Annotated in this window: 23 protein-coding genes, 2 tRNA genes and 1 pseudogene; 16 read left to right on the plus strand and 10 right to left on the minus strand. The window is 42.4% G+C overall.

The window, feature by feature from the left end; all coding sequences use genetic code 11:
* Position 1: 1 nt before the first annotated feature.
* Together B5F91_RS11920 and B5F91_RS11925 are read right to left on the minus strand one after the other, a co-directional pair.
* Complete coding sequence (locus B5F91_RS11920; protein ID WP_087429300.1) at positions 2–1,102, minus strand: hypothetical protein; 1,101 nt, start codon at positions 1,100–1,102, stop codon at positions 2–4.
* Positions 1,103–1,140: 38 nt separating this feature from the next.
* A complete protein-coding gene (locus B5F91_RS11925; protein WP_087429301.1) occupies positions 1,141–2,334 on the minus strand; it encodes an AAA family ATPase in 1,194 nt (397 codons plus the stop codon).
* Between the two features lie 187 nt (positions 2,335–2,521).
* Here B5F91_RS11925 and B5F91_RS11930 point away from each other — a divergent pair, with 187 nt between their 5' ends.
* Positions 2,522–2,791 (plus strand): DUF262 domain-containing protein, encoded by a 270-nt coding sequence (locus B5F91_RS11930; protein WP_239416423.1) that lies wholly within the window; start codon positions 2,522–2,524, stop codon positions 2,789–2,791.
* Positions 2,757–2,930, plus strand: a complete 174-nt coding sequence (locus B5F91_RS15435) for a hypothetical protein (protein ID WP_239416424.1) — start codon at positions 2,757–2,759, stop codon at positions 2,928–2,930. Before B5F91_RS11930 ends, B5F91_RS15435 begins: the two co-directional genes overlap by 35 nt.
* Before the next feature lie 302 nt (positions 2,931–3,232).
* On the opposite strand, the gene B5F91_RS11935 is transcribed toward B5F91_RS15435, so the two are convergent.
* The 6 genes from B5F91_RS11935 to B5F91_RS11960 all read right to left on the minus strand — a co-directional run bounded on the left by B5F91_RS11935 (position 3,233) and on the right by B5F91_RS11960 (position 9,920).
* Entirely contained in the window at positions 3,233–4,078 is an 846-nt protein-coding gene (locus B5F91_RS11935; protein ID WP_087429302.1) for a hypothetical protein, read from the minus strand.
* 12 nt (positions 4,079–4,090) lie between these two features.
* Positions 4,091–7,741: an ATP-binding protein gene (locus tag B5F91_RS11940; RefSeq protein WP_087429303.1), complete on the minus strand. Its 3,651-nt coding sequence runs from the start codon at positions 7,739–7,741 to the stop codon at positions 4,091–4,093.
* Entirely contained in the window at positions 7,725–8,282 is a 558-nt protein-coding gene (locus B5F91_RS11945; protein WP_087429304.1) for a hypothetical protein, read from the minus strand. Before B5F91_RS11945 ends, B5F91_RS11940 begins: the two co-directional genes overlap by 17 nt.
* Positions 8,272–9,471, minus strand: a complete 1,200-nt coding sequence (locus tag B5F91_RS11950) for a hypothetical protein (protein ID WP_087429305.1) — start codon at positions 9,469–9,471, stop codon at positions 8,272–8,274. The genes B5F91_RS11945 and B5F91_RS11950 overlap by 11 nt, the downstream gene beginning before the upstream one ends.
* 254 nt (positions 9,472–9,725) lie before the next feature.
* A tRNA-Lys gene (locus B5F91_RS11955) sits at positions 9,726–9,801 on the minus strand.
* A 46-nt stretch (positions 9,802–9,847) separates the two neighbouring features.
* Positions 9,848–9,920: transfer RNA gene (locus tag B5F91_RS11960), tRNA-Lys, on the minus strand.
* Between the two features lie 269 nt (positions 9,921–10,189).
* On the opposite strand from B5F91_RS11960, the gene B5F91_RS11965 reads away from it, so the two are divergent.
* From B5F91_RS11965 to B5F91_RS11985, 5 genes are all read left to right on the plus strand, one after another.
* The gene (locus B5F91_RS11965) at positions 10,190–10,942 is read left to right on the plus strand and encodes a polyprenol monophosphomannose synthase (protein ID WP_087429306.1); all 753 of its coding nucleotides are present in this window, start codon (positions 10,190–10,192) and stop codon (positions 10,940–10,942) included.
* Between the two features lie 80 nt (positions 10,943–11,022).
* Entirely contained in the window at positions 11,023–12,360 is a 1,338-nt protein-coding gene (locus B5F91_RS11970) for a dihydroorotase (protein ID WP_087429307.1), read from the plus strand.
* A gap of 8 nt (positions 12,361–12,368) precedes the next feature.
* Positions 12,369–13,274 carry a vitamin B12 dependent-methionine synthase activation domain-containing protein gene (locus B5F91_RS11975; RefSeq protein ID WP_087429308.1) on the plus strand — a complete coding sequence of 302 codons (906 nt, stop codon included), beginning with the start codon at positions 12,369–12,371 and terminating at the stop codon, positions 13,272–13,274.
* A gap of 11 nt (positions 13,275–13,285) precedes the next feature.
* Entirely contained in the window at positions 13,286–14,482 is a 1,197-nt protein-coding gene (locus B5F91_RS11980; protein WP_087429309.1) for a metallophosphoesterase, read from the plus strand.
* Between the two features lie 37 nt (positions 14,483–14,519).
* The gene (locus tag B5F91_RS11985; protein WP_087429310.1) at positions 14,520–15,242 is read left to right on the plus strand and encodes a lysophospholipid acyltransferase family protein; all 723 of its coding nucleotides are present in this window, start codon (positions 14,520–14,522) and stop codon (positions 15,240–15,242) included.
* Between the two features lie 100 nt (positions 15,243–15,342).
* Here the strand turns inward: B5F91_RS11985 and glmM are convergent, their stop codons facing one another.
* Entirely contained in the window at positions 15,343–16,728 is a 1,386-nt protein-coding gene (glmM, locus tag B5F91_RS11990; protein ID WP_087429311.1) for a phosphoglucosamine mutase, read from the minus strand.
* Between the two features lie 30 nt (positions 16,729–16,758).
* Entirely contained in the window at positions 16,759–17,454 is a 696-nt protein-coding gene (locus B5F91_RS11995; protein ID WP_204244690.1) for a DUF4827 domain-containing protein, read from the minus strand.
* A 298-nt stretch (positions 17,455–17,752) separates the two neighbouring features.
* On the opposite strand from B5F91_RS11995, the gene B5F91_RS12000 reads away from it, so the two are divergent.
* The 9 genes and pseudogenes from B5F91_RS12000 to B5F91_RS15440 all read left to right on the plus strand — a co-directional run.
* Positions 17,753–18,187 carry a hypothetical protein gene (locus tag B5F91_RS12000; RefSeq protein WP_087429313.1) on the plus strand — a complete coding sequence of 145 codons (435 nt, stop codon included), beginning with the start codon at positions 17,753–17,755 and terminating at the stop codon, positions 18,185–18,187.
* Positions 18,188–18,230: 43 nt separating this feature from the next.
* The gene (locus B5F91_RS12005; protein WP_087429314.1) at positions 18,231–19,028 is read left to right on the plus strand and encodes a polysaccharide biosynthesis/export family protein; all 798 of its coding nucleotides are present in this window, start codon (positions 18,231–18,233) and stop codon (positions 19,026–19,028) included.
* Positions 19,029–19,049: 21 nt separating this feature from the next.
* The gene (locus B5F91_RS12010; protein WP_087429315.1) at positions 19,050–21,485 is read left to right on the plus strand and encodes a tyrosine-protein kinase; all 2,436 of its coding nucleotides are present in this window, start codon (positions 19,050–19,052) and stop codon (positions 21,483–21,485) included.
* Between the two features lie 14 nt (positions 21,486–21,499).
* A complete protein-coding gene (locus B5F91_RS12015; protein ID WP_087429316.1) occupies positions 21,500–22,747 on the plus strand; it encodes a nucleotide sugar dehydrogenase in 1,248 nt (415 codons plus the stop codon).
* 261 nt (positions 22,748–23,008) lie between these two features.
* Positions 23,009–24,199 (plus strand): AAA family ATPase, encoded by a 1,191-nt coding sequence (locus B5F91_RS12020; RefSeq protein WP_087429317.1) that lies wholly within the window; start codon positions 23,009–23,011, stop codon positions 24,197–24,199.
* Positions 24,200–24,331: 132 nt separating this feature from the next.
* On the plus strand, positions 24,332–24,811 hold the full coding sequence (locus tag B5F91_RS12025; RefSeq protein ID WP_204244691.1) for a hypothetical protein: 480 nt from the start codon (positions 24,332–24,334) through the stop codon (positions 24,809–24,811).
* 136 nt (positions 24,812–24,947) lie between these two features.
* Entirely contained in the window at positions 24,948–26,009 is a 1,062-nt protein-coding gene (locus tag B5F91_RS12030) for an ATP-binding protein (protein WP_144025113.1), read from the plus strand.
* Complete coding sequence (locus B5F91_RS12035; RefSeq protein WP_087429319.1) at positions 26,006–26,662, plus strand: DUF3226 domain-containing protein; 657 nt, start codon at positions 26,006–26,008, stop codon at positions 26,660–26,662. Before B5F91_RS12030 ends, B5F91_RS12035 begins: the two co-directional genes overlap by 4 nt.
* Positions 26,663–26,684: 22 nt before the next feature.
* Positions 26,685–26,802, plus strand: a pseudogene (locus tag B5F91_RS15440) (IS66 family transposase); the annotation flags it as partial.
* Between the last annotated feature and the right edge of the window lie 31 nt (positions 26,803–26,833).

A 26,833-nucleotide genomic window follows, 5' to 3' on the forward strand; every position in this document is an offset into this window, starting at 1 on the left:
GTCAACCTTTCCTTTCAAAAGCTGGACAAACTTTTGCATGCTCAGGGTTTACCCTTTGTTGAGGTAATTTTAAACTTCCATAACAACCACAATTTGCCCATCCATCCCTATTTGCCCATTGGAGATTCTTTTTACAATCGAAACAAGTTTTTTCAACGGCGTTATCATTCATATCTGATTGCAAATGTTCTGGTTGGAGAACTTGTTTCGTCTCAGGTTTAGAAAAAACTGCAACGGGCTTTTCTCTATCCATTCTTCTACGATTGTGTAAAATGTCATGGTATCTCCTCTGATTTTCTTCTCGACACCTATCGTATTCTTTTTGTCGTTTGCGATAAACATCCATTTTAGCAGTATATTCTTCAGCCTTGCAAAGATGGAATTCTTTTCCATTTTGAAAGATTGTCAAGGAACGCCAATAGTTATCTTTATCCATGACTGTACAGCATTCATGTTTCAAAAGGCATTTTGCGCACTCCTCATCCGATACAATCCGGATTGACTTCCCCGCATTTTCGTATTTCTTTTCTATTAAATTGAAATAAATGTCATTGTTTAGCCATCTTCTATTTCCGTCACAATCCAAAAGGAATTTCTTCAACGAATCACGGTCATCTATTTTCTGCCCAACCAAATCAATCTCAAGGCAATTCAGATTTTCGAAATCAATCCTCTGCTTATGTCTCACATAATCTTTGAAACAAAATTCAATTAGATATTTCTGATTATCTTTTGTTGTAGCAATAATATCTGGCTGCCTATCTTCACGTTCAAAGTCACCATTGATTTCAACTGTTTTAAACTCAACAGATTTCGGTTTGAATATTCCATAATAAGAAGGCATGTAGATTCGTTTTTCGCTTTTAATTATTTGCTCTGCAAGCTTAAAAACTATTACCTTTAGACAAATCTTCAGATTGGCACCACGTTCTTTGCTTGCATGAGCAAAACCATGCGCCCTCTCTGCGCCATGACGAGCAATTAAGTTTTCACGACAATAAGGACAAATGCAATTGCATGCTACCCCTCTTGGAACATCATCTACATAAACCATCTTGCCTCTCTTATCTTCTGCCCATGAGAATGCTTCTTGATAATCCATAGCTCGCAACTTTCACTTTGAGTTTACTTATCAATTCTTTAATAGACAAAGAACAACTTCCTCAAATCCATCGAAAGGAAATCCTCCGCACTGATTCCGCCGTCTCCCACGATGAACGCCGATTGCGGATTGAAAAGTTTGCGGAACTTATCCAATCCGTCCGTACGCTTCTCTGCATTGCTTTTCACTTCGATGGCTACCACCGAACTTTTCTTGCGCAAGATGAAATCCACTTCATCGTCCCGTTCGCGCCAATAGAACACTTCAAAGCGATGCACAAAGGCTTGGCTTACTAAATAGGCGCCGATGCCTGACTCAAAGATGCGTCCCCATGCCTTGCGGTTGAGAATGGCCTGTTCAAAGGTCAACGGGCTATACGCCATCTTCAACGCATTGTTATAAACTTGCAACTTGGGAATACTGGCACGTCTCCGAGCCATATCCACACTGAACTTCTGGAGTCCACACAGCAATCCGCTTTCATCCAACAGGTTGATATATCCTGCCAAGGTCACCGTGTTTCCGGCATCTTGAAGAGCCCCCAACATCTTATTCAACGAAAGCAACTCTCCCGAATAGGCTGCACCCAATTCAAAGGTCTGGCGGAGCAAGGCAGGCTTGCTTATCGGTGTATCCATCAGAATGTCTTTATTGATGGTAGCCTCGATAATGGCCGACTGGATATATTGGCTGAATCGGTCTTCATCACCAATCAAGGTAGCCGCACCGGGATAGCCTCCATAGAACAAGTATTGATCAAGCGAAAAGCCGAAACATTCCTGCATTTCCCGATAACTCCAATGGCTCATGCGTATCTCCTCGAATCGTCCGGCAAGGGATTCGGACAAGCCTTTTTCCAACAATACACGGCTGCTTCCCAAAAGCAAGACCTTGATGTCGCGGTCATGGAACGTATCATCGTCCCATTCCTTTTTCACCACCTCGCTCCAGTTGGCTATCTTCTGTATCTCATCAATCACAAGGATAACGCTCTCCCATCCCCGACTTGCCTTCAAGCTGCGCACAGCCGCCCAGCAATCGGAAATCCAAGCACTGTTCGTAGCCGGAACATTGTCGGCAGAAAAGAACTGATAAGGCATATCCAAATCCTGAAGCACTTGCTTGACCACAGTGGATTTGCCTATCTGACGGGCACCCATCACCACTTGTATGAATTTCCGTGGCTCTTTCATCCTATCTATAATTACCTGATATTCCGCTCGTTTATACATACTATTACATTTTACTCAGTGGACTAAGTATTTTTGCTCAATGCAAAGGTAACAAATATATTCGAGTAATTATCATGGATTTACAAAGAAAAATTATATCTTTGCACACATACAAGCGTTCTGTAACATCTGCGGAGAAAGCCTTTGCCAATTAATGCCTTGTGCATGGGAGAGGACATTTCGCAAAATGGCTGAAAAATACAACGCATCCAATATTGCATTAGAACAGATTTTAAACTATATCAAGTCTGGCGAAATCGCCATACCAGAGATTCAACGCCCCTTCGTATGGAAACCTCGACAAGTGAGAGATCTTATCGACTCACTTTATACGGGATATCCAACAGGATACCTCATCATCTCACAAAGCCCTAACATTAAATTAAAAGACGGGACTTTAGCAGAAGGTAAGAAAATCATAAATGAAAGACTTGGTCAGTTTGCTAGGTGGACGTGATTTTGAGACCCGCGAATACAAAGAATCTATAGCCGAAGATTCATTCAGATTGCTCACCGATGGAGTTATCGATTTCATGAACGAATATACTTTTACCAATTTTGTGCTTGCTATCAAGTCTGCCGGATTTATATTGTAGGTTCAGATAGCATCCTTTTATGGTTTCCGTCCCAAAACCGTATGTTTTTGGTTCGGAAACCGTACGGTTTTGGGACGGAGAACGTACGGTTTTGGAACGGAAAACGTAAAAGAAAGATTGCTTAAAACAGAATTTGACCCATTCAATCATGCATTAATTCGTATTCTGTAAAACAAGAATAAAAATATGGCTAAAAAACAAATACGGTAGATATCGGCATTGAAAAGGAGATATGGAAAGCGAATGAACCTCGTTTCCGCCATTGCCGCATATTGCCTGTTTGACAAAAAGCCATCCATTAACTACAACCCTATATAACCTTCTTGATCATACGCTTTTCGCTCACGATGAATTAAATCTATTAATTGCTGTATTTCGCACACATCCGATTTAATATCCTTAAAACGGCAATACTGCTCATCGTATCTTTTGCTGGAGCCTGACTTCAAGCGAGATTCAATATCGCCCGGAATTAAAAACGAAGCACGTTCTTTACCCAAATATTGTTGAAAATCAAAAAGAAAGATGTGTATTCCAGCCAAATCAAAATCACCGAAGTGAAGATAGTGGTTGGAAATCGTACAGAGCCATCTTCTAAGATCAGTGGATTGTGGGTACCGAGACACGAAGAGCACCCTATCAGAAAGCTTATGCGCTTGAAGATATTCCTCAAAGAATACTCTTTGCTTACGAATCATCCTAAAATTTTCCATATTCTCAATGCCCGTCACAACCACGTCTTCCGGAATGGCAAACTTCTCCCAGTCTGAGACAAAAAGGAAACTTCCTTCCTGCGGATTTACCACAAAAGGCTTTCCATCAAGAAGACACTCAATCGGTTCATAGCTGTTTACGGGGAATCCTGGACAGGAACGAACCATAACAAGTTTGGAGTTCCCTGTTTCCGCCGCCATTGAAGCACGGGAATCCGAAGCATTTACTTCAAGCATGCGATAGTTCTCATCCTTATCTATAAGAAATCTTTTTAAAGCCTCGGTGTCACGGGCACGATATGATTTTCTTGAGCCACGGGAAGTAACCAGCAGCATGCCTTCAGCCAGCAGTTCGTCACGCAACTTGCTGTTTAGCTTTGAGCCCGCAACTTGTTCTCCCGCTATTAACGCCTGTATAGATGCACTTACGACCATACGATCTCCAACTTATTTTATTCGTTTCAACAATTTTTCTACTCTCGTCTTCACTCCATGTTTGCTCAAGAGATAGGTATACCGGTAGTCGTAAGGATTGTATGACGTCGGCGAACTGTTGATGAGATAGATATTCCGTGAATTGGCAAATTGCAGAATTCCTTTGATATTGTTAGGATGCAAGCGTCCTATCTCATCCATCATGCAGTGTACGATGAAATCACCGCTCTTCCGGGCTGCCTTTTTCTTAAAGACATTGATGAGCATGATATTGACCATTGCCTTTACAAGGATGTCTGTCCCATCCGAACCTACATTGTTGATACGCTCAACCCAGTTTGTATCGTTGTCGTTCTCCTTCACACGGAACTGCAAACGGAAGGCATCGCCTAAGGATACTGCCGGGCGATTGGGTTCATTTTGCAACTGATGAGACAGGCTCTTCAGGTAATCCACAACCTTACGGTTCACCTCATCCCGGTTATCACTGGAGAAAAGATTCAGTTCGCCAATGGAGAGCGCATTTTCCACCGCATAATCGTGGATAGATATGAGCAGTTGCATGAGCTTGTCGGATGATTCATTCGCTCTGAGTTCAATACTCTTGATTACTCCCGCAAAATTCTTTTCCACGAAATCCCGGTTTATATCAAGTATCACCCCGTCTACGTCCGACCTGCGCTTCATCAGTGAGCCAATTTCTGTCGAAATACGTCCCAAGATATCTTTATAATGTTCGCTGGTGCGTCTGCGGAACTCCTCGATTTTATTGTTGTCCATGAAGTCCTGCAAATCCACAGCAATCTGCAGATAATCATTGTCTGTTACAGGCATTGTATTAAAATGGAACGCATTCTGAGGCTTGAAATTACGGTTGAAGCTGACGACGATGTCTTTCAGCTTGTCGATTGATTCGCGCTTTTGATTAACAGTACCTCTAAGCTGACTCAATAGTTGCTGGCAAGACAATTCTGTATTCATCGTGTTGCCGTCAGCGAGGAACGTATCAGGCACCAAATGTTCATTCTCTACCATCTGGCGGTAAAGTTCCAATCCTTCTCTCCTATATGTCAGTTCCTTAAGAAGTGTTTTCTGACGCTCTTCCATTTCCTTACACTTTTTCCCGATACGTGTCCGCCTGTCTTCATAACGCTGGCGCAACATGAATAGCCGCTGCTCAATAGCCTTGATTGCCTTTTTGATTTCCGGTTCCCTGGCGAAAAGGTTCTTTTCCGCATCACGGTATCTGATAACTATCGGACGCTCTCTATCAATTCTTTTCAATTGTTCCATCAGACCTTCCAAAGCCCTGCGATATTGTTCGAGCAAAATGGTATCAACACCTTTACCCGCAAGTTCCGCTTTCTGTTGTTCATCAAGCTGTCTCTTTTGAGCCGCAAACTCTTTTCCACGCCTTTCCGCTTCTGACTGTTGTGCTTCTTTAAAAATGCGCAACTCCTCATCAAGTGCCTTAAAAGCCTTGTTGAATGACGAATCGAGTTCTTTAAGGTCTTTCTTATTCTTTGATTCACTTTTCTCACGAGCATCCTTCTCCGATTGCACTTTCAGCAATGCTTCGTTGAAAAGACGTTCACGAATCTCTTTTTCCTGAGCAATCCGCTCCTGCTCTTCCATTTCCAGCTGATGTCGACGGTTTTGCAGATCCTGCCGTTTGACAGGAATCTGTTCTTCTTCGACCTTTAATAATGTAGCTTGCTGACGAAGAGGGTTGAGTCGAGCCGCATATTTCTTGCCAAGTTTAGCTATTTCTTCCTGAAGGGTTATGGGCAATTGCATGAGCCGGCGGTTAATCTGCCGTACCCGTTCTTCCAAATCCTTTTTCTCCAATCTATACTCGTCAGGCGTGCGGTGCACGGATGCGATATTATCCAAGTCCAACTTTACGCCATACAGGCTGCCGGACGCTACGTCCAACTGAGGTTCAATCCCTTGCGCATACAGAATCCGTTCCTCGTCAACCACTTTGCCTATCGTGTTTTCCCAGCCTTCCTTATTCTCGCAGAGCCATTTGTAAAAAGAGCCGTCCAAACGGGCAAGCAACTCATCAATCTTCGCAATTTGTTCACGAATTTGCGTACGGTCAGCCTCAAGACGTTCTTGCTCATGCTGAGAGGCCTGTTTCATTTCCGACTCTTTCATCTCATACTCGGCAGTAATCTGAGCAATCTGGCTTTTTACGGCAGTCTGCCGGGCAGTATTTTCTTTCTCAGTCCAATCCAACTGCAAAAGCCGTTCATCTATCCGCTTTATTTCATCAGCCAAAGGATGCCACTGGCGGAGTTCCTTCAGCGCATTGTCGGCTCTGTTCTGTTCAGCCAACAACATTTGCAGGCGTTCGTCAGATTCATGCCGCCAGCTGTTAAAAGCATCCATAACCTGATTCCTATTCTTTGCGCGTTCCTCTTCCAGCCTGTTGCGTTTTATCTGAAGTTCTGCCTGTTTCTGATAATATGCCTCCTTTTGAATGTTCTCGAATGCTTGACGTGCATTCTCCAGTTTACCCCTTGCGATGTTGTACTTTTCCTCTATCGATGCATGGGTTTTCAATAAATCATCCAACAATGTTTGTTTCTCTGCCGCTTCCTGCTTGATAGCAGTCTCTCGTTCGGCAAGAGCGAGTATAGCCTCAATGCCGTTTGCCTCGAAATCCTTTCTTGCCTGTGCTATTTCTTTCAGTTTGCTTCGATTAGCACCAAGTTCTTGATTGAGCGAGTCTTTTTCTTTTTCATATTCTTCCGTAAGTTCTTTCTCACGTTTACGTTCTTTCTCAATGTCGGCTTTCACTTTCTCCGCTTCAACCTCTAAAAGCGGCAGGCGCTGTTCACTATAAGCTACAGCATGATTCAGCATACGCCATACATCCTGCAATTGCTGGTCGAGCGCAACAATTTTACGGCCTTGTTCCGCTATATTCAATGCCTGTTGCCGCACCGGATAAATCCCGTCACGTGTCTGACGGAACCAACAGTCTATCTCGTCATATTCCCGTTCGAAGTCCGTTACAAGCCGCCTGTAGGTTTGCAAATCAATCGGCAGTTCTTCATCCGTCATAGACTGTATAATCGTGTTCTTTACAAAGTCCGCGTCTAATTTCGTATTCAGGAAAACATTCTGGATGCTTCGTGGAATGTTCTGATAATGCGAACTCTGCACCAATGCATAACGTGTATATTTATGGTCATGCGTATTGCCGAAAATAATGTCCTTGAACATCACACCCGATTCCACTCTCGTGGAAACAGCGATATTCCGGTCTATGCGTTCCCGAATCTTCACCCAGTCACTCAATACCTGATTATCGTCGGTAATAAGCCACTCACGCTGATAGGGCGCATCTATGAACCGCCATGAAGCACGTCCCTGATACCTGCTGACCAATATGGTATATGCGCCATTGTCACGCATCACCTCATAAAGGATGTAGGAGTTTGACTGGCGGAAATAGAATTCATCAAACGGCTTCTGTCCCTGCTGGATGCCCAGACGCTGCTTGTCGGCATTATAGAAAAACAGCAATGCTCTCAATACGGTACTTTTACCCACACCCTGCGTTCCTGTGAAATGCACATTGCCATCTACGGAAATCTCCGCGTATGGAATGTTGGCGCTATTTATAAAAATAATCTTATTCAGGCACTTCATCTTCGTTTGCTATTTGAATGATTTCAACCAATTCCTCGGCATAACGGAATGCCGAAGTAATCTTAAAAGTCTCATCAAGTTCGCTTACACATTCTGCAAAGCCCATATTTTGCATTTCCTGAAGCAGCTTGTTGACTATCTCGATACGAGACCCCGCTCCGTATTTCTTGAACAAATGGTTTGCCTTCTCCTTCAATTCGATATCCAAACTTATCTGTTCCATCAAATGACTCTTACGAAACTGGTATCCGGCAGTACATGACTGATTATAACATTTCAGGAAGTCCAGATAGTCAAGCCATTTTGAAAAACTGTCCAATTTCTGCTCTATCGTCTGCTTGCTCTCTCCTATCCGTGAGAAATAGAAATAACCATCCCCAGATTCCAGTTGCAGGCCGATTTCCCGGAAATAATCGGTATAATCCTCCACATTCTCCTCGATGTCCTCATACAAATGACGAACAGCGGTATCTGTGCTGTCTACCGAAAGGAATTCGCCCCGACTTAAACGCTCGTATATTCTTTGTGTATTATTCCGCATAAATTATAGGATATTCAATGTCTTGATAAATCGCATATTCTCCCGTCATCCGGCATTCATCAGGATGCAAGATAACCAACTGGCAGAAGAGAGCCGCATAATCTTCAATACTACGCTTTTCTTTATAGTCATACCTCAAGATGAATTTAAACAAATCATAGCTTGATGCTAAAAACGCATTCCATACTTCCGCGGCATCCACCTCCTTCAGCTGTTGAATATGCTCTTGCAAATCCTCTTCTGTCAACGGACCGGCTTCTGTCCTTATGGTTTTCTGTGTGCCATTACGCTCAGCAATCCGTCTCAGCAACTTAACAACCTGTTCATTTTCTCTCAGCATTTCTAAAGACAGACGAACCTTGTTATATTGGCGTGATTCCATCCAAAGAGGATTCCTTTCTTCCAGCACCTGCACAAGGTTTGTATCAGTCTTGATAAGCAGCTGATCTTGCAGATATTTCAATTTCCGGATCTTTTTGTAAAGTTGATTTTGCTGGTCAATCTGATTGATGTAGAAAATAATCTGTCTGTCAATCTCCATTAACGCATGATAAGCTTCAACAAAATCATGTTTCACATCGCTACAGGTCTTTGCCATGTGCGGATCGTTAGCCATGATAAAAAATGCATGCTCATTATCCATCAACTTTTCACATTCACGTATCATGGCACGAATGCTATGACTCTTTTCATCCAGATTCTGCAGTTTCTTCTTTTTAATGATATAATTGGGTTCTTGTTTATAGGCATTATCCATATTACGCTTCAAGTCTACCACATTCTTCAAGGTCCTGAATCCGGTCTTCTTTAAAAGTTGCCGTACATTATCCTGATATCCGGCCTTACGGTTAGAGTTCGTCTCTTGCAGGAAATATCCGATATACTCTTTCAAAGTGTTGATGCACTCCTGTACGCTCAATACGCTAATTTCCTCGTTGACATTCAGCACTTCCTCAAAGAAATTCAAATAATCACTCTCTATTTCAACCATATTGCCAGACTCCACCAGTACGCCATATTCTATCAACTTTCTCAACCTAACTTCATTTCCTCCGACAAGGTCAATGGCAAGCCCCAGCGGAAACTTCATGAGTTTCCGTTTCTCAAACATCTCACTCAGCAACTTTTGCTCACGCGAAAGTGTTTTGGTAAGTTCTTCTATACTCCTAAAATGCGTCAGGACATCCATTTGCTCAAAACTCTGTGATTTTTACTTTTGCCATAAACTTTCATTTCTAAAAAACTGCAGTAACAACTACGAGGTTCTTTCATTCTATCTGTAATTACTTGATATTCTGCTCGCTTATATATGCTATTACTTTTTACTCAGTGGATTAAGTATTTTTCATTAGATTACAAAAATAAGAAACAATTTTGCAGATACAAAAAAAGCTGTCTCAAAAATGAGACAGCCTCCTCTTTTTTCTCTACAACCTCACGGCTTGGTACACCCTCAGGGACTCGAACCCTGGACCCACTGATTAAGAGTCAGTTGCTCTACCAACTGAGCTAAGAGTGCATCCATAACTATAAATTGTCAAATTTCCCGTGCAAACCCTCTAAAGTACACCCTCAGGGACTCGAACCCTGGACCCACTGATTAAGAGTCAGTTGCTCTACCAACTGAGCTAAGAGTGCAACTTCTTTTTCGTTTGCGGGTGCAAATGTATAACCTTTATTTGACATAGCCAAATATTTCGACACAAATCTTACAAGAAATTTATTTAGGCACGATTTAGGAATGTTTTTAAAGGCTTCTTAAAGCACTATTTTACTCTCTGGCGTATGAATTTTCGTATTAAAACAGAAGGTCCTAAAAAAACTAGGACACACTCTCTATGAAAACCAATTTTATGCTTTGTATAATCAACCTCATTCTGTATCTTTGCAAAAAAATAGAATGTATTATGCAGGCAAGTGACAGTATTGTAATCATACCGACTTACAACGAACAAGAAAATATAGAAAATATCATCCGGGCAGTGTTCAGACTAGAAAAATGTTTCCATATTCTAATTATTGATGACAACTCCCCCGATGGTACCGCTCGAACTGTACAACAGTTGCAGGCTGAATTTCCCGAACGCCTGTTTCTGGTTGAGCGGAAAGGAAAATTAGGTTTAGGAACAGCATACATTACCGGATTCAAATGGGCTATCGAACATCAATACGACTATATATTTGAAATGGATGCAGATTTCAGCCATAGTCCTAACGACCTGCCCCGTCTATACGAGGCTTGTCATGACGAAGGTTTTGATATTGCAATCGGGTCACGCTACATCAGTGGAGTAAATGTAGTCAACTGGCCCATGGGAAGAGTATTAATGTCTTACTTTGCTTCTAAATATGTACGAATGATAACAGGGCTTCCCATTCACGATACGACTGCCGGATTCAAATGCTACCGCCGCTGTGCTTTGGAAACCATACCTCTTGACAAAATCCGTTTCAAGGGATATGCGTTCCAAATCGAAATGAAGTTTACAGCATATAAATGCGGCTGCAAAATTAAAGAGGTTCCGGTTGTTTTCGTCAACAGAGTGTTGGGCACTTCGAAAATGAACAGCAGTATTTTCGGTGAAGCCGTTTTCGGAGTTATCCGGCTAAAATGGGATAGTTTATTTAAAACTTATCCACAAATACCTAAATCCAATTAGGAAATAAGAAGGATAAGTTTTTATAACGAAAGAATTAATGCAAATTGTTTCAATCCAAGACTCAATAATTTTCTCACTCTATGACAACATGTATTAAAAATGCAATTATCGTAAACGAAGGAAAAAAGACACTTGGTTCTGTCATTATTGAGAATGGCATCATTAGTGCTATACAGACAAATGAAGCAGAATCAGGCACGTCATGCGACAATGTGATTGATGCACAACAATGTTACCTCATACCAGGGGTGATTGATGACCATGTGCATTTCAGGGACCCTGGACTGACCCACAAAGCAGACATACTCAGCGAAAGCGCAGCAGCTGCTGCAGGAGGTGTTACTTCTTTTATGGACATGCCCAACTGCAATCCACAAACTATCACACTTGAGGCTTTGGAAAATAAATTCAACTTGGCTTCCGAAAAAAGCATCGTCAATTACTCGTTCTATTTCGGTGCAACCAATGACAATGCAGCCTTGTTTTCCCAACTGGACAAGAAACATGTTTGTGGCATCAAATTATTCATGGGTGCCAGTACAGGCAATATGTTGGTAGAAAAACCAGAAGCTTTAAGACAAATATTCAGCAAAGCCGATATGCTAATTGCTGCCCATTGTGAAGAGCCGAGTATCATCCAATGGAATTCGGACCTGGTTCAAATGAAATACGGAGATGACCCGGATATTGCATTTCATTCAAAAATACGCAGTGAAGAAGCCTGTTGGCAATCATCCGCTTTAGCCGTACAACTAGCCAAAGAAACCGGAGCACGTCTGCATGTACTCCACATCAGTACAGCCCGCGAATTGGAATTATTCGAAGATAAGCCACTTGCAGAAAAACGTATCACGGCAGAAGTCTGTGTTCCGCATTTAGTGTTCTGCGACAAAGATTATGCTACACTGGGTGCCCGTGTCAAATGCAATCCAAGCATCAAAACAGCAGTAGACCGGGAAATCTTACGATGTGCGCTAAATTCCGATACGATTGACGTCATAGCTACAGACCATGCTCCACATCTGCTCTCCGAAAAACAAGGTGGGGCACTGAAAGCCGTATCCGGAATGCCATCCATCCAATTTTCATTGGTTTGTATGCTGGAATTGGTACGGGACGGAGTATTGACAATCGAGCAAGTCATTCAAAAAATGTGTCATGCACCAGCCGATTTATTCCAGATAGACAAACGAGGCTATATCCGTCCGGGATATAAAGCCGACCTGGTACTTGTCAATCCGAATTGCGAATGGACTGTCACCCCCGACTGCATTCTAAGCAAATGTGGCTGGAGTCCATACGAAGGCAAGACATTCCATTCAAAAGTGGAAAAAACATTTGTTAATGGCGATTTGGTCTATTCAGACGGCACGGTAAATACATCCCATCGTGGAGAAGTACTCTTTTTCAACCGATAAGCCTTTATATGAGAACAGAAATTAACGTTATCACATACGCTATCCACGATTTGGCTGATTACATCAATTGGATTTATTTTTTCCATGCATGGGACTTTCAGCCACGGTTTGCGTCAATTGCCGATATCCATGGATGTGATGCCTGCCGCGCCCAATGGCTGGCAAGTTTTCCAGCATCCGATATTCCCAAAGCCTCCGAGGCGATGCAATTGCATAAAGAAGCCATGCGTATGCTACGCCAACTGGATGAGGTTTGCCAAGTAAAAGCCGTTTACCGACTCATGGATGCTTACGGAGACGGTGATGACTTAATTTTAAACGGAAAACGTATTCCTTTATTACGTCAGCAAACCCATATCCATACAGATGACCCCTATCTGTGTCTGAGCGATTTTGTCCGACCCTTATCACAAGGCATAGCTGACACTGTAGGGGCTTTTGCCACAACTGCTGACGAAAGTGTAGAAAAAGAGTTTATACATGACCCTTACCGGCATTTGCTGGTTCAGACATTGAATGAACGATTGGCAGAAGCAGCTGCTGATAAATTACACGAAACCATTCGGAAAGAGGTTTGGGGATATGCCAAGGACGAACGCCTCACCCGGAAACAATTACTGAATGAGGAATACCAAGGCATCCGTCCGGCAATAGGCTACCCTTCCCTGCCCGATTTATCCATCAGCTTTCTGTTAGACGAACTGATAGACATGAAACGCATCGGTATCCGTTTGACTGAAAACGGCATGATGCAGCCTCACGCTTCTGTATGCGGATTCATGTTTGCCCACCCGCAAGCCCATTATTTTTCCGTAGGGAAAATCGACGAGCTCCAACTCGCCGATTATGCAGCCCGCCGCGGGAAAGATGTGGCATACCTTCGGAACTATTTAATAACGAATTTACAATATTGACAGGTTAAGATATGGTTTTACTACGCATTTCTTTGTTTTTTCTGATATTACTGCTACTGCCCGACTGGTATATTTACCGGTTCTATATACGGCAAAGTGCAAAAAAATGGAAACGCCGTTTATGGTGGGTGCCCACTATCGGATTGCTTTTGGCACTCCTTGTGTTCTTAGCCGCCTCCCATTCCTTACAACACGCTTTTAGTATCTACCTGATTATAGCACTCTGTATTGCAGTGCCTAAAATGGTTTTCATGATATGCGATACCTTTCTTTATCTTTGTAAAAAACTGGTGCAAAGCATATTCAAGCTCTCTGTATCGCTGCCTGTAGCCCGTTTATACACCTTATTTAAAGTGTGTCTTCCGCTATTGGCATCTCTTGCCACATGTGCTTACATCGTATTCGGAGCCATTTTCGGGAAAGAATATTTTCAGGTAAAAGAAGTGACTTTCATATCTGCAGATTTGCCCCCGGCATTTGACGGTTACCGCATTTTGCAATTATCCGATATGCATACCGGCAGTTGGACCGACCAAGGAAATGCTTTACAGCGTGCCGTATCCCTCTGCAACGCACAACACCCCGACTTGATTGTATTTACAGGCGATTTAGTCAATAGCCGGGCTGATGAGTTAAAGCCTTTTATGCCCATTCTATCACAGCTACGGGCTACAGACGGAATTTATTCGGTTTTGGGCAACCACGATTACGGTACATACGTACATTGGAATACCGAAGCTGAGCGGCTTGCCAATATCGACACATTAATATCCCGTGAAAAACAAATGGGTTGGGACATGCTGATGAACGAACATCGCATTCTGCATCGAGGCAATGATTCCATTGCTATCATCGGAGTTGAAAACAGCGGGAATCCTCCTTTTCCCGACCGAGGAAATCTGCCTAAGGCACAAAAAGGAACAGAAAACATGTTTAAGGTTTTACTAAGCCATGACCCTACACATTGGCGCCGGGAAGTTTTGCCCCGTACAGACATCCAACTGATGCTAGCAGGACATACCCACGACATGCAAGTCAACTTATTCGGCTTCTCTTTTTCTAAATTCGTTTATCCCGAACACCGGGGGATGTATCTGGAAGCCGGAAGAGGACTCTATGTCAATATAGGATTAGGCTATGTCATGTTTCCCATGCGTTTAGGAGCCTGGCCCGAAATTACGGTAATCACTTTGAAAACAAAGAATTGAAAATGAAGAATTAAAAATAAAAAATTGAGGATTGAATATGAAATTTATCTACATTATTTATCAAATTTGCATTGGGTTGCCCATTTTTCTAGCAGCCACTCTTCTTACTGCACTCACTACCATGCTGGGATGCTGGCTGGGAAACGGACATTTTTGGGGATATTATCCCGGGAAATTATGGTCACAACTGACTTGCTACTTATTTTTATTGCCTGTCAAAGTAAAAGGGAAAGAATTGATTGACCAACAAACCTCTTATGTATTTGTAGCCAATCACCAAGGTGCTTTCGACATTTTCCTTATTTATGGATTCTTGGGGCGCAACTTCAAATGGATGATGAAAAAAAGCCTTCGGGAAATCCCTTTCGTCGGAAAAGCGTGTGAATCTGCCGGCTTTATTTTTGTCGATAAGACAAGCCCGCGCAAAATATACAAGACCATTAAAGATGCAGAAAAAGTATTGCAGGGAGGAACTTCGCTGGTTGTTTTCCCCGAAGGGGCACGCACTTATACCGGACAAATGAATGCTTTTAAGAAAGGAGCATTTTTCATAGCCGACCAACTCCAAATGCCGGTTGTCCCATTGACTATCAACGGTTCTTTCAAGATTCTGCCACGCACCGGAAAAATCTTATCCTGGCATCCGCTAACACTGACTATCCATGCCCCGATTTATCCGTTAGGCAAGAAAGGGGAAGAAAACTTGCAGATGCTGATGACTGAATCGTATCGGGAAATCGAAAAAGACCTCATAAAATAAGAATCAAAAACAGAAGCACAAAGGCACAGAGTATTAGTTCCTAAAACTTACGAGAACTATTTTCTCTGTGCCTTTGTGCTTCTGTATTCTATTGTGTAAATTACAATCTGCCTTCAACTAAGCCAGCCACTTTCTTAGCTAACCCATTGGCTTCTTCCACTGTGCCTGCTTCCGAATAAATACGGATAATCGGCTCGGTATTGCTTTTGCGCAAATGAACCCAACCGTTTGCAAAATCAATCTTCACACCGTCTATATCATTCACTTCCTCGTTATGATACGCTTCTTTTACCTTTTCCAATATTGCGTCCACATCAGTTTCAGGTGTCAAATCAATACGGTTCTTTGCCATATAATACATCGGATAAGTAGCCCGAAGTTCACTTACTTTCTTTCCTTCATGTGCCAAATGGCTTAAAAACAAAGCAATGCCTACCAAAGCATCACGTCCATAATGAGCAGCCGGATAAATCACTCCGCCATTGCCTTCACCGCCAATTACGGCATTTACTTCCTTCATTTTAGCCACAACATTCACTTCTCCCACGGCAGATGCAAAATAATGCATACCATAACCACAGGTCACGTCACGCAGGGCACGGGTCGAACTTAAATTCGAGACAGTATTGCCCGGTGTATGTTTCAACACATAATCAGCCACACTGACCAATGTATATTCTTCGCCATACATCGTACCGTCTTCACAAATCATTGCCAGACGGTCTACATCTGGGTCTACAACAAATGCCACATCATTCCCGCCTTTTTTCATCAGACTCATGATATCCCCTAAGTTCTTTTCCAAAGGTTCCGGATTATGCTGGAAATTACCGGTTGGTTCGCAATACAGTTTTTCTACATGCTTCACGCCCAAACGCTCCAACAATTGAGGCAAAATTACACCACCCACCGAATTGACGCAATCAATGGCTACATGAAAATCAGCCTTACGAATTGCTTCCACATCAACTAAATCCAATGCCAGGACCCGTTCGATATGCTTCTCGTTGTAACTTAAATCTTCTGTATAACTGCCTATATGCTCAACATCAGCATAATCAAAAGACTCGGCTTCAACAATGCGCAATACTTCTTGTCCTTCTTCTGCATTCAGAAATTCGCCGTGTTCGTTCAATAATTTCAGCGCATTCCATTGCTTCGGGTTATGGCTTGCAGTCAAAATAATGCCGCCGCAAGCTTCTGCCATTGTTACTGCCAGTTCTGTAGTCGGCGTAGAAGCCAAACCAATATCAATGACATCAAATCCCATTCCCATTAACGTTCCGCATACGACCCGACGAACCATTTCGCCCGACATGCGTGCATCACGCCCTACTACAATCCGATTGCTTTTTACCGTAGAAATACGACGAATCAGTGTCGCATAGGCAGAAGTGAATTTTACCATATCCAACGGAGTCAGCCCTTCTCCCGCTTTGCCTCCGATTGTTCCCCGAATACCGGAAATTGATTTTATTAAAGCCATAACTTTTGTGTTTGTGGATTTACGGAAATCTTATTTTCCTAAACTATACGTAATTTCATAATAGCACGGATAAACATACTTCACAGCATTCGCGGTACCCTCTGCATGAGGAATAAGCAACCTCACCCGCGCCACATCATCCGAAGAAGCTGTACGTGAAGGTTTTATATAATGCAAAGGCAACAACCAGCCCGTTGGCACCGAAGTTGTTCCATAAACAGGATACATTATATAACTGCTTGTAAAAGCTGCCGAATAAGAAGTTCCATTGATGGTCACCTTATATTCTTCGGGATGCAACATATACATGGGCAATGACCAAGAACTATCCACAATATAACCCGGATAATTAAGCAAATTCATGTTTCCTGTCAGCGTATCTCCCAAATGAAACATTTCGTCCCGTTCCTGCATGGCTATCTCGAAATAACGCGAAAGAATGGCATACGAACCATCCGGCAAAACAGATTCGCCCTTTCCTTTTTCGATAATATTCATATAGATTCCGCTTTCTTCGAACAGGACAAACTGATTCTCGGCGGTCATCGTGTCTTGTGCATAGAAGTCACTTTCACTGATTATCTGATAATTATGCGTATAAATCCATGATTCTATTGCATCTATTTCATCGTCCCGGTATTCAGCATACGTCTTGCCGTCATCACAGCTTGATAAAAATAAGGCAGCCAAAAACAACGCTGCAATTCCTTCTTTTATTCGTTTCATAATCGCTTTTAAGAATTTGTGACGGCAAAAATAATAAAATGCCTGCACATACACCAACAGTTTTCGAGTTTTTTAGTATTTGCTACAAAAGATAGATACAGAAAGCAGAGCCAATGAATGCTTAATATAAAAAGGAAAAAGAAAGCAGCCGCATTTTTTGCGCATTCACGAAATAGTTGTATTTTTGCGTGGCTTTCATGAACAATACGTGCCGTTTGCTGTTCTTATTTTCAACTAACGGCAAATACACAAGTAAATGAAAGGTTAGATAAAGTAATGAACATAACAATTTGCAACTATGCTGATAGCCGTTGATTTTGACGGAACCATCGTCGAACACAAGTATCCGGCAATTGGACCGGAAATCCCATTTGCCATCGAAACATTAAAAAGGCTGGCAGCCGAACGGCATAAGCTGGTACTTTGGACCGTAAGAGAAGGCAAGCTGCTGGATGAAGCCGTAGACTTTTGCCGGAAACGAGGATTGGAATTTTTTGCAGTCAACCGGGAATATCCCGAAGAAGAAAAGGAACAGAACAGATATTATTCGCGGAAACTTAAGGTTGACCTCTTTATTGACGACCGCAATTTGGGAGGACTGCCCGACTGGGGCGTTATTTATGAAATGATCAACAAGCAACTCACTTATGCAGATTTGCTTGCCCTCTACGAGAGACAGGAACAGACAAACAACAAAAAGAAAAAAGGATTCTTTGCCAGTCTCTTCAAATAGACCGAAATTGTAAAACTGTAATAAATAGAGATTTAACTTTCACATGAAACTAAAACTACTCCTTTTCGCTATAGCTGTTTCAGCTTTTTTTACAGGATGTACATCTTATAAAGATGTGCCTTATCTGCAATATCCGCAGTTGGTGAATGAACTTGGAAAAGAAATTCCGCTTTACGATGCACAAATCATGCCGAAAGACTTGCTGAGCATCACAGTCAATACATCCGACCCACAGGCTGCTGCACCATTCAATTTAACGATGCAAACGGCTATAAACTTGTCACAACCCAATAGCTACGTCACCTCACAACCAACCCTTCAACAATACTTGGTAAGCAACGAAGGAGACATTGATTTTCCGGTATTAGGACGTCTGCACGTGGGCGGAATGACTAAAAACGAAGCTGAAGACATGATTCGTGAACGGCTTAAGCCCTACCTGAAAGAAACTCCGATTGTTACTGTCCGCATGGTAAACTACAAAATATCCGTATTGGGCGAAGTGGCACACCCCGGAACTTTCACCGTCAGCAACGAAAAAGTAAATGTCCTCGAAGCACTTGCCATGGCAGGCGACATGACGGTCTACGGTGTCCGTACCAATGTCAAGCTAATCCGCGAAAGTGCCCAAGGGAAACAAGAAATTATCGAACTCGACCTGACCAAAAGCGACATCGTGCTCTCTCCTTATTTCTACCTGCGCCAAAACGATGTGCTTTATGTGACTCCCAATAAGACCAAAGCGAAAAACTCGGATGTGGGCAATACGACGACAGTCCTCTTATCTGCCACATCGGTCTTAGTCTCCCTCGCCAGTCTGTTGGTAACCATTTTAAAATGATAATTAACACATAGATAACGTATGATTGAAGAACAAAACATCGACGAACTGAACAACGAAGAAAGCATCAATCTGTATGCAATCTTGTTCAAATACCTCGCCTATTGGCCCTGGTTTATCGTAAGTGTAATAGTATGCGTCATATTAGCATTTCTCTATTTACGCTATCAGGCACCGGTATACAACGTCACAGCTGCCGTATTAATTAAGGAAGAAGAACAAAAAGGAGGCAACTCTGCCGCCTCCCCGCTGGCTGCCATTCAGGATTTGGGTATGCTCTCTATGACCAGCAATTTCGACAATGAAGTGGAAATCCTCCATTCGCGTACCTTAATAAAGAAAGCGGTCAACGAATTGCACCTTTATACCAATATTGTAGAAAACCGTGTAACCGGATACGACATTCCGCTTTACAAAAATTCTCCGGTAGACGTGTTTATGACACCCGAACAAGCCGACAAGCTGAAAATGCCGGTTACTTTGAAAATGACTTATACCCCTACCGGCAAACTGACAGTCCACGCTGAATACATGGTAGATACAGAAATCGAAGAATTAGACAAGACGTTTTTGAAACTGCCTGCAGCCTTGCCCACTCCGGTAGGAGTCATTAACTTCACTCCGAACGACTCGATTCAAGGGTTGCCGAAAGAAGACGTCACACTGACTGCCTCTATCAGTTCGCCTACAGCTACCGCACAAGGCTATATGGGAAGCACGTCTGTAGAAGCAACTTCAAAAACAACAACCATTGCCCAAATCAATGTGCAGAATACCAATAAGCAACGAGGAGTCGATTTCATCAATTGCTTAGTGGCTTTCTATAACCGCGATGCCAACGACGAAAAAAACGAAGTGGCACAGAAAACTGCCGAGTTCATCGAAGAGCGTATCGGCATCATCAACCGCGAATTGGGTACAGCCGAAACCGAACTGGCTGATTTTAAGCAACGTTCGGGACTGACTGACTTAACCAGCGACGCCCAATTGGCTCTATCGGAAAGCTCCAGATACGAACAACAACGCATGGAAAATGCCACGCAAATCCAGTTGGTAGAGTTTTTGCGCAATTACATCTTCGACCCGAAAAACAACGATGAAGTTATCCCTTCCAATGTCGGATTGCAAGACCAGAACCTGACTTCCGCCATCGACCAATACAATACGATGATTATCGAGCGGAACCGCTTGTTGCGCACTTCTTCTGAAAACAACCCCGCTGTCATCAACATGAATACGGGAATCGAAGCCATGCGCCACAGTGTACAGACTACGGTAGCCAGCGTATTGAAAGGATTGAACATCGCCAAGACAGACATCGAGCGTCAAGCCCGTAAATACGAAGGACGTATCAGCAATGCCCCTTTGCAAGAAAAAGAATTCCTAAGCATTGCCCGCCAACAAGAAATCAAGGCTGCCCTCTATACAATGTTGCTGCAAAAACGGGAAGAAAACGCCATTACGCTTGCAGCCACAGCAAACAACGGACGCATCGTCGAAGAGCCTTTGGCAGACAGTGCTCCGGTATCACCCAACAAAAAAATCATCCTGCTGGCTGCCCTGGTCATCGGTTTGGCAATTCCCGTTGCCATTATCTACTTGCGCAGTTTGCTAAAATATAAAATCGAGAACCGTGAAGACGTGGAAAGCATTACCTCGGTTCCGCTTCTTGCCGAACTACCCCATTGCAAAATGCCGGAAACCGGTTCTATCGTGATACGGGAAAACAAGAACGAAATCATGGAAGAAGCGTTCCGGCGGTTGCGCACCAACTTGATTTTCATGTTGGAAAACAATCAGAAAGTGATTCTTTTCACTTCTACACAACCCAGTGAAGGAAAATCTTTCGTTGCAGCCAATACCGCAGTCAGCCTTGCTTTCTTGGGCAAGAAAACCCTAATTGTCGGTCTGGATATCCGCAAGCCCCGGTTGAGCCGTGTGTTCAACCTCCAGCACCATGCCAAAGGCATCACCAATTACCTTTCCGACCCGGAACACGTAGACCTTGCCGATGTGATTCAGCCTTCGGGAATCAGTCCGAATCTTGACATCATGGTAGGTGGAGCCATACCGCCCAACCCGACCGAACTGGTGGCACGCGAAATTCTCGACCGCACCATGGAACAGTTGAAGCAACGTTATGACTACATCATCCTGGATACAGCGCCGATTGGCATGGTGACCGATACGGCTATTATCAGCCGGATTGCCGATTTGTGTGTATATATTTGCCGTGCCGATGTGACTCCAAAAGCCGGATTCCGCTACATCAACCTGTTGCGCGACGAAAAGAAATTCCCGAAACTGGCAACAGTCATCAACGACATTGACATGAACAAACGTAAGAACAGTTACTACGGTTACGGAGCCAAATACGGATACGGAAGCAAATATTACAGCTACGGAAGCTATGGCTACGGATATGGATATAGCGACGAAAAGAAAAACAAAAGATAAATAAACCACCTAAAATGAAAGACTTAAAGATAGCCGTAGCCGGCACAGGCTACGTCGGTTTGAGTATCGCCACCCTGCTGAGCCAACGCCATCAGGTAACAGCAGTTGACGTTATTCCTGAAAAAGTAGACTTGATAAACCAACGCAAGTCTCCCATTCAGGATGAATACATCGAAAAATACCTTGCTGAAAAGGAACTGAACCTGACAGCAACCCTCGATGGAACCAAGGCATACAGCGATGCGGATTTTGTCGTTATCGCTGCCCCTACCAACTACGACCCGGTAAAGAATTATTTCGACACCAGCCACGTAGAAGAGGTGATTGAACTGGTTAAGCGGGTCAACCCGAATGCCATTATGGTCATCAAAAGCACAATTCCGGTGGGCTATACCGAAAATATCCGCAAAAAGATGCAAAGCGACAACATCATCTTTTCTCCGGAATTCCTTCGCGAAAGCAAGGCTTTGTATGATAACCTCTACCCCAGCCGTATCATCGTAGGACGTCCCGAAGGCGACCAACGGCTAGACGAAGCGGCTCATACCTTTGCAGCTCTCCTTCAGGAAGGAGCTATCAAAGAAAATATCGACACCCTGTTTATGGGACTGACCGAGGCAGAAGCCGTAAAGCTTTTTGCCAATACCTACCTTGCCTTGCGGGTGAGCTATTTCAACGAACTGGACACATACGCCGAAATGAAAGGGCTTGACACGCAAGCCATTATCAACGGAGTCTGCCTCGACCCCCGCATCGGAACGCATTACAACAACCCTTCGTTCGGCTATGGAGGCTACTGCCTGCCTAAAGACACGAAACAGCTTCTTGCCAACTATGCCGATGTCCCCGAAAACCTGATTCAGGCTATCGTGGAAAGCAATCGTACCCGAAAAGATTTCATAGCCGACCGCGTCTTGCACAAAGCCGGATATTACGACTATTACAACCGGGGAGACTACAATCCCAACGAAGAACGCCAATGCACTATCGGCGTGTACCGGCTGACCATGAAATCAAACTCCGACAATTTCCGCCAAAGCAGCATCCAAGGTGTCATGAAACGCATCAAGGCAAAAGGCGCCATTGTCATCATCTACGAACCGACCTTAGAGGATGGAAGCACGTTCTTCGGAAGCAAGGTAGTCAACGATTTAGACACATTCAAACGCCAAAGCCAGGCAATCATAGCCAACCGGTATGATGCATCTTTGGACGATGTAAAAGAAAAAGTCTACACCCGCGACATATTCCGCAGAGACTGACCCACACTCCTCCTGTCAATCAGTCAGTAAAGTACTGACAAAAATGCATACGGCTTCATCGCCCGACGAAGCCTGCTTCATCAGCCCACGCATTAGGATTCATCAAGCAACGAACCCTAATGCGTTTTTTGTTGCATATATAATTCCAACTCTCAACTTTCAATTTTCAAATTTTGAAGTTTTCAATTTAATTCATTACCTTCGCAATTAGAAAATGATTTTCGCAATTCATTTCTGAAAAATAATAAAAGCAGAAACAAAATGAAACATCTGATAGTCAAGCATATCGGACCATTAGACCAAATTGACATCGAATTGAAAAAAGTCAACGTCATTATCGGTCCGCAAAGTTCGGGAAAAAGCTGTGTTCTCAAATTGGCATGTTATTGCACATGGGTAGAGAAACGTATCGAATTGACCCAAAAACCAGAGTATTTCCAAAAAGAAAATGTATTTATCAACGAATTGGTCCGCTTCCACAAACTAAAAGGCTATATCAAACCCGACACATACGTGGAATATGAGTCAGACTACATGCATTTTTCATACGATCATTCAAATCAGAAATTCCAATTCAACTGGAAAGATGCCCGCTGGGAATATACACGTTCTAAAGTAACTTATATTCCGGCAGAGCGGAACATGGTTGCTGTTATCCCCAATTGGTTCGATGTTAAATTGGCTGATGACAACATCCGTGATTTTATGTCCGATTGGGAAACAGCACGCAAGGCTACCCTAAACCAATTGGATGTACTTAATTTGGGCATTGCATATCATTACGAAGAATCATCCCATGCTGATAAAGTAAGAATCGAAAACGGCGAAGAACTGGATTTTACCAATACGTCAAGCGGATTGCAATCGCTTATCCCGTTATATGTACATCTCAACTATTTGAATAAGTTACAGTATGAACAAGAAAAAAACGAAAGTGTAAAAAGTGGATTAGAAAACCTGCTTTTGCTCACAATAATATATAAAGAACTTTTCGAACAAGAGACTAAGAAAGTTATAGCATCTGGAAAATCCCCGGAACGAGTATACTTCAATTTAACAAACAATTCTTCTGAACAGGTTGGCATTCTATTTGCTAACCAAGCATCTACAAATCGGTGTAAGGAAATACTCTCTAATTATACAAGCAACCATTTCTGCGACATCTTTCTGGAAGAGCCGGAAGAAAACCTCTTTCCTCCTACTCAGACGCAACTCATCAACTGGTTACTTGAAATTACCGAAGGACCTCATGCCAGCAATTTATCCATTGCGACCCATAGTCCTTATGTCCTTACCTCGTTATTAGAAAAACAGGATATCGACTTAGGACTATTCTTTACCGGAATAAAAGAAGGGAAATTAAGTGTTAAAACCGCAACAGAAGTCGATATGCAAGAAATCTATGATTATGGTGTGGATGCATTCTTTAACCTTGAAACTTTTGCAAAATAATGAAAGATTTAGATATCATCCCGGAATGCTATATAGACACCAACCTGATTGAGACAATACTCAACACAAAAGGTTGTTACACAGAAGGAGTCAACCATCAAAAGGGATGCAACACGGTAGTTAAAACCATGAATGACCCTAAAAAATGAATTTGCTTTAGGCATAGTAGATGCTGACAAACGACAACCTTCGTATGTAGAAGCATGCGCCGTCATCGCCCGAACCGAACATATCACCTTGCTCAAACACGGTAAAGATAATCACTATTTTCTTCGTATATCCCCAGCTATGGATACCTTTATACTATCCTGCGTAAAAGAAGCAAACATCCAATTAGAAGAATACGGATTAACCTACGACCTAAAATCATTTACACGAATAACAAAAGAAGTAGAATCTAAGAATGACACCAGATTCAAAAAACTATTCAAACAGCTTCAACATACAAAAGAAATGATTGCCTTAGGTAATGTATTAGCTTATCTAAAATCGCATAAATATGATGCAGAAGAAGAGAAATTGAAAGAACTTTTTATGTGTAAAATGAAATCACAATGTATTTTCAGCCCTAATTTTCAACTTTCAATTCCGTTTTCAATTTCCAATTTTTGAAATTTTCAATTTAATTCATTACCTTCGCCACCGGAAATACCAAGATAAGGGTTTACCTCTCCCTAAAGCACAATGGGACTGGTAACCGCGAAGCGTGCCCGGACGGGAAGTAAATACATACAAAAAAGAGCAAAATATGATAAACAACATTCATATACAAAACTTTAGAGGCATCAAAGACTGTACAATAGATGACCTAAAACGAATCAATCTTCTTTTAGGCTACAATAATTGTGGAAAGTCGTCTGTTCTCGATGCTTTGTTCCTCTATACCAGCTCTACAAATCCCCGCTTCGCAATGACTATCAACTGGGTACGGAGATATATGCATAATGGTCCGGATAACATGATTTTAAATTTCTATCAACTGAATCCGGACGCCACTATACACCTGAACGGCATTTATGACAACGAAACCAAACGCAGTGTGGCAATTAAATACCACGAAGAGCTTTCGCCTACCCTGCAAGTCCCGCGAAATAATGTCTCTGCCGGAAATGACAAAATTTATACTTTAAGCATGAAGACCACAATAGAACATACGGATAAATCTACAGAAACATACGAAACAGCAATCCAGGCGTCAAGCTCACATCCAGAAAATACAGTAGTCAAAGATGCGCCTAAAACCTACAAAGAAACATTGCACTGCATCTACCAGACTGCTTCAGATCCCTATCATGACAATTCCCAACTTTATTCCGTTATCTTGAAAAACAAACAAGAAAAGTTTGTCATAGATATATTAAAAGAAATAGAACCTAATCTGAAAGACATTGTACTTGCAGACGGAGAATTGCTTGTAGACATGGGGTTTGACAAACGCATTCCCATTCAGGTGTTAGGTGACGGCATACGCAAACTGCTTTCACTCATTATCAGCATCTACTATTGCAGCAACGGCATCCTGCTCGTTGACGAAATAGACAATGGCATACATTACAAATCAATGCCTGTCATGTGGCGTGCCCTCCTCAAAGCCGCCAAAGAATACAACGTACAACTCTTTGCCACCACACACAACATTGACTCTCTACAGACCCTCTGTAAAGTAGTGGAAGAAAAAAAAGATTCATTGTGGGAAGAAAATATAAGAGTCTACACTTTACGCAAAACAAGTGATGACACACTAAAAGCCATTAAGAGCACTTATAAACAATTCAATCACTTAATCAATCAAGAAATTGAAATAAGATGATACGGATTTTCATAGAAAGCGGAGTAAATAAGGCATTAGATAGAGGCAAAGAGACAACGAATGAACAAGATTTCGTAGAAAAGTTTATCTTATATCATTTCCCTCAGATGAGATTAGAAGATTTTGAAATCATTGGTACTGGTGGAAAAGATAAATTAGGAAATACTGCACTTAAGTTTATTGAAAACACAATAGACGGAGGTACAAATATTGTAATTTTTGATGCCGATACATCGAGTAACAAAGGCGGATTCTCCAAAAGAAAAGCTGAAATTCTCAAAGCAAAAGAAGACTACAACATCGAATTCGACCTATTCTTATGGCCCAACAATCACGCAGATGGTGATTTTGAATCAATGTTACTGCAAATAACCCAACATGAACATCGAGGTCTTATAGATTGCTACCGGAAGTATGAAAAGAGTGTCACACGGCTAGATCGAGGAAAAAAACTCTATCAAACCTCAGGAAGAAAAGGCGAAATATTCAGTTACATTGCATCTTTAAGAAAAACCAGAAAAGAAAATGAAAAGTTCGGCAAGGGATATTGGGCATTTCAAAATCCCAAATACTGGGATTTAGATTCAGCATATTTGCAACCGTTAAAAGAATTTCTAAAGAAATATCTTACAAACTGTAAGCATTCAATTTAGGACTATAAAATAGAATGCTTATCTTCGCGGCAGTTCAGCTTGGGATTTCATCGGAACTTTTAAAAAAAATCTTTAACGGGTGCAGGGACTATGTGAATATGGTTCCGGCAAGAATCGCTTTGGCTGCAAGCCAGTGTTAATTTTCAAAACTAATTTTTAACATAACTCGAT

The organism is Bacteroides sp. An322, assembly GCF_002161765.1.
In the GTDB taxonomy this organism is placed as follows: domain Bacteria; phylum Bacteroidota; class Bacteroidia; order Bacteroidales; family Bacteroidaceae; genus Phocaeicola; species Phocaeicola merdavium.